The organism is Borrelia tillae (assembly GCF_055693965.1).
This window is the reverse complement of record NZ_JBTGSB010000002.1, coordinates 16,799-29,535: the sequence shown is the minus strand read 5'-3', so window position 1 is coordinate 29,535 and position 12,737 is coordinate 16,799. Positions and strand designations below refer to the sequence as shown.

At 29.9% G+C, this 12,737-nt stretch carries 17 protein-coding genes; 1 reads left to right on the top strand and 16 read right to left on the bottom strand.

What is annotated here, in order from left to right; translation table 11 throughout:
• The first annotated feature begins 11 nt into the window (after positions 1–11).
• Positions 12–833, top strand: a complete 822-nt coding sequence (locus ACWUD1_RS04570) for a BB0158 famile outer surface lipoprotein (protein WP_472757042.1) — start codon at positions 12–14, stop codon at positions 831–833.
• 222 nt (positions 834–1,055) lie between these two features.
• On the opposite strand, the gene ACWUD1_RS04565 is transcribed toward ACWUD1_RS04570, so the two are convergent.
• From ACWUD1_RS04565 to ACWUD1_RS04490, 16 genes are all read right to left on the bottom strand, one after another.
• Positions 1,056–1,655 (bottom strand): BTA121 domain-containing protein surface lipoprotein, encoded by a 600-nt coding sequence (locus ACWUD1_RS04565; RefSeq protein ID WP_472757041.1) that lies wholly within the window; start codon positions 1,653–1,655, stop codon positions 1,056–1,058.
• A gap of 292 nt (positions 1,656–1,947) precedes the next feature.
• Complete coding sequence (locus ACWUD1_RS04560) at positions 1,948–2,571, bottom strand: DUF777 family protein (RefSeq protein WP_472757040.1); 624 nt, start codon at positions 2,569–2,571, stop codon at positions 1,948–1,950.
• Positions 2,572–2,575: 4 nt separating this feature from the next.
• The gene (locus ACWUD1_RS04555) at positions 2,576–3,496 is read right to left on the bottom strand and encodes a DUF693 family protein (RefSeq protein WP_472757039.1); all 921 of its coding nucleotides are present in this window, start codon (positions 3,494–3,496) and stop codon (positions 2,576–2,578) included.
• Between the two features lie 121 nt (positions 3,497–3,617).
• The gene (locus ACWUD1_RS04550; RefSeq protein WP_472757038.1) at positions 3,618–4,685 is read right to left on the bottom strand and encodes a hypothetical protein; all 1,068 of its coding nucleotides are present in this window, start codon (positions 4,683–4,685) and stop codon (positions 3,618–3,620) included.
• A gap of 41 nt (positions 4,686–4,726) precedes the next feature.
• Positions 4,727–5,287, bottom strand: a complete 561-nt coding sequence (locus ACWUD1_RS04545) for a DUF792 family protein (protein WP_472757037.1) — start codon at positions 5,285–5,287, stop codon at positions 4,727–4,729.
• 52 nt (positions 5,288–5,339) lie between these two features.
• Positions 5,340–6,800, bottom strand: a complete 1,461-nt coding sequence (locus ACWUD1_RS04540) for a hypothetical protein (RefSeq protein ID WP_472757036.1) — start codon at positions 6,798–6,800, stop codon at positions 5,340–5,342.
• A 13-nt stretch (positions 6,801–6,813) separates the two neighbouring features.
• Entirely contained in the window at positions 6,814–7,026 is a 213-nt protein-coding gene (locus ACWUD1_RS04535; RefSeq protein ID WP_472757035.1) for a DUF1322 family protein, read from the bottom strand.
• 11 nt (positions 7,027–7,037) lie between these two features.
• Positions 7,038–7,448, bottom strand: a complete 411-nt coding sequence (locus ACWUD1_RS04530) for a DUF1473 family protein (protein WP_472757034.1) — start codon at positions 7,446–7,448, stop codon at positions 7,038–7,040.
• A gap of 3 nt (positions 7,449–7,451) precedes the next feature.
• Positions 7,452–7,871, bottom strand: coding sequence for a DUF1463 family protein (locus tag ACWUD1_RS04525; protein ID WP_472757033.1), 420 nt, complete (start codon positions 7,869–7,871; stop codon positions 7,452–7,454).
• Between the two features lie 2 nt (positions 7,872–7,873).
• Positions 7,874–8,965 (bottom strand): DUF787 family protein, encoded by a 1,092-nt coding sequence (locus ACWUD1_RS04520; protein ID WP_472757032.1) that lies wholly within the window; start codon positions 8,963–8,965, stop codon positions 7,874–7,876.
• 70 nt (positions 8,966–9,035) lie between these two features.
• Positions 9,036–9,575, bottom strand: a complete 540-nt coding sequence (locus ACWUD1_RS04515) for a DUF764 family protein (protein WP_472757031.1) — start codon at positions 9,573–9,575, stop codon at positions 9,036–9,038.
• Between the two features lie 5 nt (positions 9,576–9,580).
• A complete protein-coding gene (locus ACWUD1_RS04510; protein ID WP_472757030.1) occupies positions 9,581–9,967 on the bottom strand; it encodes a DUF1506 family protein in 387 nt (128 codons plus the stop codon).
• Positions 9,967–10,371: a DUF3890 domain-containing protein gene (locus tag ACWUD1_RS04505; RefSeq protein ID WP_472757029.1), complete on the bottom strand. Its 405-nt coding sequence runs from the start codon at positions 10,369–10,371 to the stop codon at positions 9,967–9,969. The genes ACWUD1_RS04510 and ACWUD1_RS04505 overlap by 1 nt, the downstream gene beginning before the upstream one ends.
• 4 nt (positions 10,372–10,375) lie before the next feature.
• The gene (locus tag ACWUD1_RS04500; RefSeq protein ID WP_472757028.1) at positions 10,376–11,302 is read right to left on the bottom strand and encodes a hypothetical protein; all 927 of its coding nucleotides are present in this window, start codon (positions 11,300–11,302) and stop codon (positions 10,376–10,378) included.
• A 128-nt stretch (positions 11,303–11,430) separates the two neighbouring features.
• Complete coding sequence (locus ACWUD1_RS04495) at positions 11,431–12,033, bottom strand: DUF228 domain-containing protein (RefSeq protein WP_472757027.1); 603 nt, start codon at positions 12,031–12,033, stop codon at positions 11,431–11,433.
• An 82-nt stretch (positions 12,034–12,115) separates the two neighbouring features.
• Positions 12,116–12,718, bottom strand: coding sequence for a DUF1357 family protein (locus ACWUD1_RS04490; RefSeq protein ID WP_472757026.1), 603 nt, complete (start codon positions 12,716–12,718; stop codon positions 12,116–12,118).
• Positions 12,719–12,737: the final 19 nt, after the last annotated feature.

The following is a 12,737-nucleotide window of genomic DNA, read 5'->3' as shown; positions in this document are numbered from 1 at the left end:
GGAGGTTAAAGATGAAGAAAATAATGCTTTTATTCCCCATTTTTATGACATGTAATGTCGTACAAGAGGATACATTACACAATAAAAAAGAAGAAATTAAAAGATATGTTATGCCAAAACCGCTGCTGGTACCAGGCGAGCATACAGAAAAAGGTGTGTTTTACACAGAACCACTTAAACCATCTGAGGGAATCTTAATTGTATGTGTTAATCCTGAATGGGGTCACTTTACCAAACATACCACCTGCACAATTAGTTGGGCATCAAGCAAAGAACTAGACATCATCGAAACAAACATGAAACCATCATCATTTTTTCAAGGAAAACTTCAATACTCATATGCAGTAGCTCCAATTAAAAATAATCTAGCATACAGCAGATTTGCTATGCCTTTAATAATATTTTCAAGCTTAGTCGACTACATTCAAGTAACTTCTTTTAAATTAGCAAGTAATCCTGATCTAAATTTAAATCTCAGAGAAGGATCAATTATTGAAAGGGGTACTAGAGGAGAAATATGTGACAAAATAGCAGAAGAGGCTAGAAAACGGGGGTACTCATCCGCATACGCTTATGCTTCACTAAACCTACACAATCCAGATGGGGGGAGAAAAATAACAGATGCCTTTAGAAAACTTTACAAAAAAGACGATAATAGTTGGGGATTTCTGGTAGCTAACATAACTACTTATAACACAATAACTAAAAAATCTGATACCCGTAAAATACTTTTAGACAGTCAATTTTTTAATGACTTCATAAAAAAAGTTCTAGAAATCCATCCAAAACTCAAGGGAGCAACAAACTATCAACTCAGAGCACCTATTGAATAATATTTAAGTAATCAATTAATAAGTAATTAATAAGTAAATTTTAATTTAAATAAATTGCTACTTCTAAACTCCAAAATCTAATCCAAAATCTAAAATTTAGAAGTAGCTTTTAAAATAGCTTTTAATCTGATTAACTCTCTATTAGCTAAAGAAATACAATTATTGCTCTAATAATTGTCACCAATCTAATGTCCATTTAATATTCTAATTTAACATTCCAATTTAATAATTATGTAAAGCATCATATACTTGCTTTTTAAGTGATATAAAAATTTGTGAACAATCTGAAGATTTAAGTGCTAAATATGTTTCCTTATAATTATCATAAACACCACAAATAATTTTTAAAACCCTTAAGTATTCACGCTCTTTAGCATTAAGCTTTAATTCAAACTTATTTTTCTGAGGATGTGCATTTGGAAGCTCATATATAATATCTAATATTTCATCTCGCACTCTTAAAGTCACAACCACATCAGCAATTGCTTCTTTAACTTTAAAAGCGCCAAGAACAACTAAAAATTCATAAAATTCATCATCGCTATAAGTACGTAAATTCAAAACATCTGTTGCAATTGTAGGATCTGTTAATGAGCTTCTTAAAAACCGAACTGCTATCTTCTCTTCATTTAAAAATTTAAAATCCGAAATTAAATCTTCTAAAGAAGAACGATCAAAATTAAGACCAATATCAACATTAAGACTCATAAGAGCATCAAAATTACCATTTAAATCAAAAGTATTTGCATTTTCCTTATTTTTACAACAACAAAATAGAATTATGGTTAAAATTAATATTCTATAAAATAATGCACCTCTCATAATTTAAATCTCCTTTTAATGAAAAAGATATCTCATTAATTTAATTAAAAATTGCAACAATAACTCTCGTTATCAAAGCACAATCAAATAACAACTTATCAGACTGAAATAAAAACCTTTCAAACTAACAGATTAAACAAGAAACACTTTAAAATAAAACTTGAAATATAAAAAGAATAAAATGAAAAACAAAATTAATAATTAAAAAATAATTGAGCAAACTTACAAAAACAAAATCAAGTTAGAATACATACAAATCAAAATTTAAATTCAAAAAATATTAAAAAAATATTCAAAAAACTCCAGAAGTATTTCCCGTAGCAAGAGTAGGAACACCAGCAGAATTAACATAAGTTATACTACCAACACCATGAGTATGACTTTCAAATAACTTACCATTAATATATACATTACCTTTAAATTGAATGCTGTCTGCCTCAATAACCAAAGATTTCATAGAAATATTAGTATCATCACCCGTGCACATAACATTCTTCGTACTACAAGTAACATCATCACTAGTAATATCAAGCTCTTTTGAACTAAAACTAAACTTACTAACCTCAATACCTGCAGACTCTAACTCTACCGCATTTAAAATGTAGAAATAATGTTTATCAAAATAATTATTATCTTTTTCATTAAAAATATTTATACTACTTTGAAGCAAAACTACCTTATCACCTTCCTTCAGTTCAAGCCTTAGACTTGAAATATTGCGACTAATAATCTCCAGCTCCTCATACTCTTCAATTAAGACAATTCCTTCTTGAGTATTCATATTAAATTCCTTAATAACTCCAATCCGACAAATAAATACGTTATCACGCAAATACTTTTTAGCATCTTGTAATACAATATCATTACTTAAAGTCCCAAGTCTCCTTGAGATTTCATAGTTATCCTTATCCTTCATAAATTTACCCTACCTGTAAAACATTAGATTCATCATAAAGCCTTAACTTTAATGTACAATCATTCACATTGCTTAAATCAGCACCTGTCTCTTGCACGAAAGCTTTAACAAGGCCGCCATATCTATCTATGAATTGCACACTATCTCCCAACTTAATTTTATCTGTAAAGAGAAGTGTGACATTCCAAAAAAGAATGGTGGATTTATCCACAAATCTCACTTCTCTTTGCGGTACAAATAAAAGGGCAAAATCTTCTAAATTCTTATAAACCTTTCGCCCAAACAGTCCATCAAAATTAATAAAAACAAATTTAGTATCAACCTTAAATTCTAAATCACCAATATCCACAAAAATTAAATGAACATATTTTTCAATAAGTTTTTCTAAAAATTCCCTTAGAGTAGTCGCATAAAAACTTTCACTTATAATTCGATTTTGATCCTGATAACTCATATAAATAATGGCTTGATCTGGCAAGGCCAGATTTATTGCATCCTGTAAAGATTTACCACTGTAATCCTTAACATCAAGTTTTTTATTAAAAAAAGTATCATAAGACAGTAAATAAATATCATACTTACACTCAAAGTCTCCAACCTCATAATCAATATCAATAGGTGCACCCAAATACCCAGCAATAATAAATCTATAATCTAAATCACCATCATCAGCAAATTTTTTATAGTATATTCTAACAACATCCCCACGATGTACAGATTTATTAAAATGCAAAGGCATATTGTATAGCCTTAAACTTGCTTTCTTATATTGAACAGTGCTTACAAAAGAATGCTCACTTTCAATTTTAATCTCAACCTCAGGTGCACCATTTTTTGTCTCTATTACCAATTTAGGGGGGTGACTTTTAATATCGCTACTCGCATCATAAAATTCTATTTTAAAATCATATTGAAATAATAACATAAAATCCCTCATAAGCCTTAATTGCCCTATAGAAGTCAATATTCACAAATATCACTCTTAAATATCTTGTCAATATCTAGGTCAATAATAAATCTTAGAATCAATAATTTAAAAATTAATATTAATTACCATCAACACTACCATCATTTGTGTATGATGATTTAAAATTAACAGGTTTTTCCCCAAGTGGTCTAACAACAGGTCTTATAAAAGTTGGTCTTATGTCACTGCCTGGTCTTTTGCGACCTGGTCTGGTACTACTTGGTCTTAAATTGCCTCTCTTGAGGCTACTTGGTTTTAAGCCTTTCTGTCCCCCCTGTCTTTGCATGACCTCTTTTGCATTCTCTTGTCTAAATTCCAAATCACCACCATCACTTTGCCTTCTAAACCTAGGCCTCCTTGCACCCTCATTACTTTGTTGTCTAATCTTGGATCTTTGCAAACTGCCTATATCACTCTCATCGTTTTCCATCGGTTGCTCCTGCTCCTGTACTCCTCTCTCATCATAATTCCTCACACTAGGTCTTTTCTTAGAAGGTCGACTACTTAAACTTTGCCCCCTTCGACTCATTTGTCTTGCAGGCTGTCTTGAAGATTGTCTTGCAGGCTGCATTGAAGGCTGTTTTTGATCACCATTATTTTTACCTGTAATAGCTACTTTAATACCAAATTTTTGGTCAACATAATTTTCTACAAAATCAATCTCTTTAAGCTGCAACCTAATGAATAACTTGGTATAATCAGGATTTTTAATCCAAGTCTTATTACTAAAACTTAAAACCCTATGTCTATCCATACCAAATGAATGTTCCATAGGAATCTCTACTAATTGTTGAAATCTATTGTCAGTCTCTGTAAATACATCATCATCAAAATACTGACCATATTCCCTTAAGAACTCATCCTCTACCTGCAAAAAAATTTCATCCTGTATGATACTGACAAGACATTTATAATAACTTTCAAGTTCGGCTATTCTTTGTAAAATCCTTTTTGCTTTTTCATTCTTATTTGGATCATCAACATTCACCAAAACACCATCTACAATATCATAACTAGCCTCATAAGCCTCCTCAATCTCTTTAGCAAAATTCCAACTTGCAAAATCAAAAGGCCTACCTAGAGCCGCACCAAGATTATTAAATAATAAAAATAAAAACAAAAATATAATATATTTAATTTTAACCATACACTTCTCCTAATTAAAAAAATATAATACCTAATTATATTCTAACCTTTATATGTGAAAAAATTAAAAGTTTTTAATATTTTAATTGTTAAACTAATTTCAAGTTCATCAATAAAAACAGTATTGCTCATTCTTAAAGACTCAATAACAGCAATCTCGTGAAATCCTATTGATGGGCCATAAATAGTATAATAAGTCCCACTATTAAACCTTTCTCTAAATTGTAGCTTTACAAAATTAGTATTAAACTCTAAAACGCTATTTGCAAAAGGAGTCATCCTGAAACTTTCAATTAAAACTTTATCATGAACAACAGATAAAATAGCGCCATGTAACTCAATTATCTCAGGATTAGCCGTAGAATTATAATTTATAGATTCACTGTTTTTAGTGTTAGGATTAACAACAGTTTGTTGAGAAGTAGAAACAGTTAAAGATTCTTCAATAGATTTCAATTTTGGAAATATAAAAAATACTTGTGGTAAATATGCAAAACCCTTAAGATCAGGCCGGGGAAAAAGTGCAATAAAATTAAATGGTCTTGTAAAACCCAAAATACTATTTACAATGCCCTGAATAAATAATGTTATATCCTCTACCATATTAAATATCCTCTTAACTTCAAAATATTAAACTCTGTCTCCAAATCTATCTTTAAGGAATTCCCGAAATTTCACTGCGCATCTTATAATCATTCATATTATTTTTTAAAGAAGAACTTTGCCTACCTAACATCAAAACACCACTTAAAGCATTAATAGCACTCTCTATACTGATAAAATAAGTACTAAGAGGCTGAATAATGCTCTTCTCTAAATCCATTCCATGAGTCCAACTTAAAAGCTCCTTAACATTCTCTAAAAGAATACGTATATCATTAATACCACTCAATAAATTCGTATTGTCTGGACTAAACTTACCAACTTTATCTTCACCTTTAAACCAAGTCAATCTTGAATTTGAATCTGAATTTGAACTTGAATTAATCAGATCTGAACTTAAATCCAAGTCAAGGGCATTCAAACGCTGCTTTAGTCCTAAATCAAAATTCATACCTGTATTTCCTAAAAACTCAGAAAGGTTTTCTTTTAAAAGCTTAAATTCATCAGCACGAAAAGATAAGTTCTCACTATCTCCTTCAAACAATTTATAAATAACAGATACAGCATCATCATTACCCTGCAAAGGCACACTTTCCTTTAAATGACTTGCAAGTTTAACTGCATCAAAAAGCACATCAGAAGTATCAGACTTTTGGGTATTCAATAAAGACTTAAATCCACAAGTTTGACGAATAAAATCATTCATGTCTACTTGAGTATCAAATTTACCTGTACTTGCAAGTATATTTTCAATTTCTCCAAGTTCAAAATTATTATAAGTCACCTCATCAATTCTGCTACCAATACCATTATTAACACCATTAGCATTACTTTTACTTTTACTTTTAACTTCATCCTCACTCTTAAATTTACAATTATCAGTAATTCTTGGAAGCTCAAAAGAATCTAAACTCAAATTGCCTAAAGGTTGCTTAAAAACATCTGAACTTAAAGTATTGGTATTTGAATTCAAAAGTGAACCTAAATGTGCTAAATATGGATTCAACTCTGATCTTAAACTTGAAATCAATTTTAAATTACTATCTATATTAGTATCTAAATCATTATTTGAATTATTAACAGATAAAGCCAATGCATCAGAAGGCCTTGTAAATAAATTTGATATTAAATTCGAAGATATAAATGAAGACATAGATTTATCTAAATCATCTTCTATGCTCATACCACTTTCTCTAAAGTTTGAAACTTGACTCAAATTTTTAAAAACTGGTATTGCATCTAAAGCAAAATCAATACTTGGCATCTCAACTAAAAATTTATTACTCATTAAATTATTATTTAAACTATCATTTAAAGTACCATTCAACAAATTATTAACTACCTCAGAATCAATAACGGTTTTCATCTGTTCCTCTAGAAAATTACTACTATTCATAAACTTTAAATACCTATCTAATTTATCGAAATCAATACCTGAATTGATACCCAAATTAAAATTTACTTGATCAGAAAATAATAAATCCTGTCTTGCACTATGTGGATTTAACCTCATACACAAATCCCCTCTATACCTTTAATGCAAATAGGTTTTCATATACTTCCCTTTTAAGCTTAAAATTAGCTATTTTGTTCATCTCTAAAAGCTCACGATATTTAAGTCGCTTAACCTCATCAAAGGTACAAACTCCCATTAAAACGGGAAAATAATATTTACAATCCTCGCTTCTTAAATACTGCAAATACTCTAAATACTCACTCAAAACTACACTACGATTCATAAATTATCCTCTTAAACAATCAATTTCTCATAATTCCATCTATTATTAATATATGGATACTTAACAAAAGTTCCACCAGCATCCTGAAAACTTTCAATATAAACCAAACTGGGTTCCTTAAATCCCGTTATTTTTTCTACTAACGAATACTGAACAGCAAAAAAAATAGTAGGAAGTGAATATTTATATAAAAATGAATGCTCTCTATTATTACTAATAATGTCATAAAATTCATCAAAAAAAGCCATAGATATCATTAATCCACTTATTCGTTTTAAAACAGGTATGCTATTAAGTTTTTCTTTTAAAACCTCTTGGCTTGCATCAAATCCTAAAATTAAATCCCAATCATACATAGGAATATCCCGTAATACATATTCATATGTATTATTCTTAGTTAAAATTTTTAGTTTATACCTCATAAATTAAAGCCTCTCAACTTCACAATCAATTGCATGTATTACAAAATTCACACCATCACTATTATTTGCATAATTACGACGTGGTATTTCTGAAAAGAATGCATGATTAGAAATAATCTTAAGTCCCATCTGATCATTGAATACTAATGATCTAAGCTTGTCTCTCTTCGATTGAGAAAAATAAAATTGCTCATTACTAAGTTTAGTTAAAATCTTATAATCAAATGCACCTTTGACAATCTCTAAACTAAATACATGTACAATCGTCCTTGGATCTCTGAAACTTGGAATTGGAATATTCCTTTCCTCAGCACTGGTAGTTGCCATGGTATTTGGAAAGGTTGAATATTGCAATTTCCCTCTATCTATTAAAATATCTGCAAAACTAAAAAATACTAACTCTAATGAATAGTAATCCTCCATCACTAACCCTCCTGTCTCAAATAATCATTAATATCATCACTATTTATGTTTAATACAACACTCTTAAAACTGTCATTATATTTAATCCTTATGCTTAAACTTAAACCCAACTCATTATCTGCCCTTAATATAAACTTAATGTCACCAAAAGACACTATAAGTCCTCTCTCCTTAAATTCCTTAAATAAACATTCAAGACCTGCTGTATATGCATTAGGTCTACCATCTGCAAGTTTTAACTGACTTAGCTTACTATTTTGCCTATTATTCTTGTTCCATATACGTATCAATTCTCGAGTTGCCTCATTCTTTATAAGGTAATACGTAAATTCTTCATCAATTGGAGCGCCTGAACACTCAACCCCTTCCTTAAATGCTAAAATTCCATCTCTACCAGTCTCATTAAGAAGCGTATAAAAATTAATATTAGATTTCCTAAGTGTATTAATTAAAGTTGCATCATAAAGTGGCTTCGCCCTTAATATCATGCCATAAGGATTGGTAGCATGAAAAATAGTGGCTTCATGTAAATATTTAGCCGTAAACTTAAGATGTAAATTATCATCACCACTATCGTACATACAAATAATTCCACCTCGCTGGCTTAAAGGCATAGCTTCCATAAATTCAGGTAGCTTATCGAATTTAGTTGAAAATATCATAAACTTTACAAGCTTTTTAAATGCAAGATATTCCATATTATCTACCTCACGCACTACCTCAGTAAACACAATAAATGAATGTATATTCTTCTTTAAATATTGAGCTACCATATCTATATCTTCATAAATATACATATTGCATGACTTAAGGCCATCTTCATTAAAAAAATCACTACATGCCTTTACTAAAAATGCACGTTGCCTAGATGCTTCTGCAATATTATCTTTATCTGGTAATTTATCTACACCTGCTAAAAATTCATCTCTAATTTGAAGATTCCCTATGTCATCATCAAAATTTGAAACATTTAATACCAAATGTTTGTCCTTTAAAACATCGCTCCTATAAATAAGCAAAGGATTATAGTACCCTATGCTCTCAAATTTAACTGTATCTCCAATTAAATTGACATTAATCGTATCTTGTGGCATATTGTCTCCTATTTTTAAATTTACTTTTTATCTTGATTAATTTCTTTTATTTTTATCTTTATTGAATTTACTAATTTTGAACCTCAACAGCTTGTATATTGATCCTGTAAGCCTGACTTAATCCTAAAACTGAAACTCTATTCTTACAAGAAATATCAATAAACCCTCTATTCTTCAAATCGCCTGTAGGTTTCATGTAATAATTTAAAATAAGTCTATATTCATCGTTTAATCGCTTTATAAATTCAAACTTATAAGAATTTTCATGCAAGAATTCAAGAAAACATCTATAAATTTCATGCACATTATTATATGCTCTAAATTTGCCTACATCCCGCACAAATCCCAAAAAATAAACCATAAACTTTAGTCCAAACTCATTCACATTATCATAAAAACTTCCACTCACATACTTTCTAGGCTCAATACAATCAAATTCTAATGGTTTGATCACCACAAGATCCGCATGGATATTTTTAAGTTCATCTAAATATATCTGATTATAAGAATTTATAATCTCTATCTTAATCTCTCGTACTTTTAAGTAGTTTTTAAACTCAAGAAATATTTTTATTAGAAAAATTTGTGCCCTATTTAAATTAATTAACATTAATATTAATCCAATGACCTTAACATCAACACACTATACCTTATATTTCCTTGCACATAACCATTGGTACCAATAATTTCATGCCACACCTCACTTACAAGCACCTGATCTGCTAATTGAAAATCAATAGATGAAAGTGTATATACCTTAGAGTAAATTACTTTTGAAATTACGTTTGAATCAAAAAGATTAATATCTTCCTCTTTCTTTACTAAAAAGACTCCATTAAACGCAGTAGTATTTGCCTTATCCACCTTTTTTTCATAAGATGCATTATTCCTATGTCTTGATAAATCCCTTTGAGCAATAAACATTTCCTTAGAATACCTATTGATGGTATCAGTTATAGCTAAATCTAAACCCAACCCTAGATCAAGATCAAAACCAGTCATCATACAACTCCTACTAATACACGTCTATCATTCTTAATTCTCTTTATAAGATCATTAAAAGCAACACAAAAATCTTTCAACTTAGCCTCTTCTCTCAAGACGTAATCTGAGTATTCTATTCCTATCTCATTAAATCTCTCTGATTTCACTCTGTTAAAATCAAAATTTACAAGCTTACCTCTCTTCTTAAGTTCACACCCTAAAAAGTAATAAGTAAGTAAAAATATCTTACTTGCGCTTAAACTCTCAAGTCCTAAACCTTTGCTAAGTAAAATATTCTCAAGTAATTCTACATATATATTAAATTCCTTTAAACTAAGCTCACTTGAACTTAACATCAATAAATCTAGAACCTTAGCATAAATATTATCTATACTATCCAAATTATTTAACTGCTTGTCCATTAATTTAAGCCCAGCTTACCTTAAATCTAAGTATTGATTTTTCACTGGCAAGAATGGTTCCAATAGAAAAATCTAGAAAACTAGTCCTAAAATTACTACTTGACATCTGTGTATATGCATTTAAAATTGGAGGATGACCATCCTTTAATACCAAAAGCTTAGAACTTCGTGGATAAATTAGTATCTCATTATTGAGTAAATTCGTAGTCTCCAGCTGAATATCAGCATCATTATTGATAGCTCTTAAATAATCAAATAACATATCTTTATATGAATAGTTATTATTACGTAATCTCTCAAGCAAGGTTGCTTTGATCTTGGGAGTTGTTAAAACCTTAAAAGGAACACTTCTCTCATCCTCTAAATTAATATTATCTATCTCGGTATTTAAAGCCTTTACTAAATCTGAAGCTCCTATAACCTTTACGGTCCTATCTATTTGTCCTGGAAGATTAAGCAAGCCGTACATGGTCTCTCGATTAGCACCATCAACAAGAAGGGTTCTTTTGTTTGTTTCACTTGGAAAAGATAGGCCACCCCTTAGATAATGTGAACTTATAAGCTTATGTATCTCAGATAATGAATGCTTAAGTCCTTCTCTCATATTAATATTATTAACTGCCTGAATATCTAACTTTCCATCAGGAGCATAATACGTAAAAGCATATTGAAATGGTAAGTAATTAACAAGAACCACTTGCCTTTTAAACTTTATGGTCGCAACAGTACTAAAATCATTAACTCTAAGCGTTGGCAGGTCTACTATACTTGAATTCCATTTTATGATCTTTTCACTGGCAAGTGATATATCACTACTCTCTATTTGGTCATTATCAAAAAAATGATAATATTCAGGTATCGGTTTATCAAGAGATAAAGAATCTCTGATAGTATTTATAAATTCTTCGTTATTAAATAGATTTTCACTCAATGTTGATCTCTCCTTAAATTTTTAACTAATTTTTTTTAATTCAATTTTGAAGTAATATTGTTTAAATAAACAAAATAAATAACTGATTTTATATAATCTTGATACAATCCGAACAAATCTAAACAGCCCTATGCAACAAGCTTGCTAATAAGCATAGCCCTTACGCCATAAGTTCCAGGCTTATCTTTAAATTCTAAAGCATAACTTAAGGCTACTGCATGCATATAAGTAGTATCATCTTTAATCTTTGTCAGCACTCCCGTATTATCAAAAACTAACTTATCCCCAAGCTTCACATTAGAATCTGCAAGTAAAATACACTTAAAACTACTAGCAATTGATATAACCGTAGCTGTTTTGGTAAAATCATCATAATCTATGCAAACCCCATAAAGCTCACTCCCACCACCACGTGCCACCTTTGGCAAAAGACTATCATCAGTCATCAACTTAACACCACGCTTATAACAAAAATCAATAGCCCGATAATTTTCAAGCTTATCTGCTACTGAATATTGCAATCCCCCTCTGTGAGCAAAACAGATATCAGATATCCCAAAATTACTGCTCTTATCAAAAACAGATGGATTGATGCTATAACTTTTAAGTTGTTCTAAAACCGCTGCTTGCGTACCTGCCTTGAAAGCCATAAGTTCTCTCTCAAGTTCACTTTTTTCTTGAATCAAATTAGCTACAAGTGGATCCGACTTGTTTCCATCGTCTGCTGCCATAAATACTCTCCTTAAAAAAATTTTTTAAATTTAAAATTACTTAAATATATATTAAATATAAAAATATAAATAACTTAAAAGCTCATGCATCATAAAATTCTTGTTTAAGCTGCATCCACTCATTAAACATTGCTTGTCTTAAGTCTTTATAATTCTTTATTGAATGACCACCATTATTTCGTAAACTTAAAACTTCCTCCCCATTCTTATTAAAAGTCATTAAACCATATGAATTATTCATATTCTTAGATGAATCGATATTTGCGCTTGCAAGTCTTAAGAGTATGTCTTTAGCACTAGTACTCAAATTTCTAATATCAAGACTACCCGCAACTGCTAATATTTGTCTCTCATCAACGTACTTTTTTATAAGCTCACATGCCTGAATGTCTAAAACTTCACTTAACCCATGTCCAGAGCTTAAAAGATCTTTTGTATTATAATTTGAACTTAAATTATCATCAGCAAGTCTGATAACCCAAACAGCTCTGGTTAATAACTCATTATCAATAGTATTACTATTAGAATTAAAATTAGTATTAGTGTTAAAATCAGAATTAGTAACATTAACATTATCATTATTTTTATTATTAGAATTACTGCTACTTAAATTCTGTTCAGAATTGGTATCATTTTGAAGTTCAATTGAAATATTTGCACTATTGGTTCGCTCTTCACTATTCATTATTAAAAACTCCCTTTGC

What these genes read in the sequence shown, in the direction of transcription:
- ACWUD1_RS04490 (WP_472757026.1), bottom strand. Translation starts at nt 12,718, where the DNA reads ATGAATAGTGAAGAGCGAACCAATAGTGCAAATATTTCAATTGAACTT.
- ACWUD1_RS04505 (WP_472757029.1), bottom strand. Translation starts at nt 10,371, where the DNA reads ATGGACAAGCAGTTAAATAATTTGGATAGTATAGATAATATTTATGCT.
- ACWUD1_RS04540 (WP_472757036.1), bottom strand. Translation starts at nt 6,800, where the DNA reads ATGAGGTTAAATCCACATAGTGCAAGACAGGATTTATTATTTTCTGAT.
- ACWUD1_RS04570 (WP_472757042.1), top strand. Translation starts at nt 12, where the DNA reads ATGAAGAAAATAATGCTTTTATTCCCCATTTTTATGACATGTAATGTC.
- ACWUD1_RS04545 (WP_472757037.1), bottom strand. Translation starts at nt 5,287, where the DNA reads ATGGTAGAGGATATAACATTATTTATTCAGGGCATTGTAAATAGTATT.
- ACWUD1_RS04550 (WP_472757038.1), bottom strand. Translation starts at nt 4,685, where the DNA reads ATGGTTAAAATTAAATATATTATATTTTTGTTTTTATTTTTATTATTT.
- ACWUD1_RS04525 (WP_472757033.1), bottom strand. Translation starts at nt 7,871, where the DNA reads ATGGAGGATTACTATTCATTAGAGTTAGTATTTTTTAGTTTTGCAGAT.
- ACWUD1_RS04495 (WP_472757027.1), bottom strand. Translation starts at nt 12,033, where the DNA reads ATGGCAGCAGACGATGGAAACAAGTCGGATCCACTTGTAGCTAATTTG.
- ACWUD1_RS04560 (WP_472757040.1), bottom strand. Translation starts at nt 2,571, where the DNA reads ATGAAGGATAAGGATAACTATGAAATCTCAAGGAGACTTGGGACTTTA.
- ACWUD1_RS04565 (WP_472757041.1), bottom strand. Translation starts at nt 1,655, where the DNA reads ATGAGAGGTGCATTATTTTATAGAATATTAATTTTAACCATAATTCTA.
- ACWUD1_RS04510 (WP_472757030.1), bottom strand. Translation starts at nt 9,967, where the DNA reads ATGACTGGTTTTGATCTTGATCTAGGGTTGGGTTTAGATTTAGCTATA.
- ACWUD1_RS04515 (WP_472757031.1), bottom strand. Translation starts at nt 9,575, where the DNA reads ATGTTAATTAATTTAAATAGGGCACAAATTTTTCTAATAAAAATATTT.
- ACWUD1_RS04520 (WP_472757032.1), bottom strand. Translation starts at nt 8,965, where the DNA reads ATGCCACAAGATACGATTAATGTCAATTTAATTGGAGATACAGTTAAA.
- ACWUD1_RS04555 (WP_472757039.1), bottom strand. Translation starts at nt 3,496, where the DNA reads ATGTTATTATTTCAATATGATTTTAAAATAGAATTTTATGATGCGAGT.
- ACWUD1_RS04535 (WP_472757035.1), bottom strand. Translation starts at nt 7,026, where the DNA reads ATGAATCGTAGTGTAGTTTTGAGTGAGTATTTAGAGTATTTGCAGTAT.
- ACWUD1_RS04530 (WP_472757034.1), bottom strand. Translation starts at nt 7,448, where the DNA reads ATGAGGTATAAACTAAAAATTTTAACTAAGAATAATACATATGAATAT.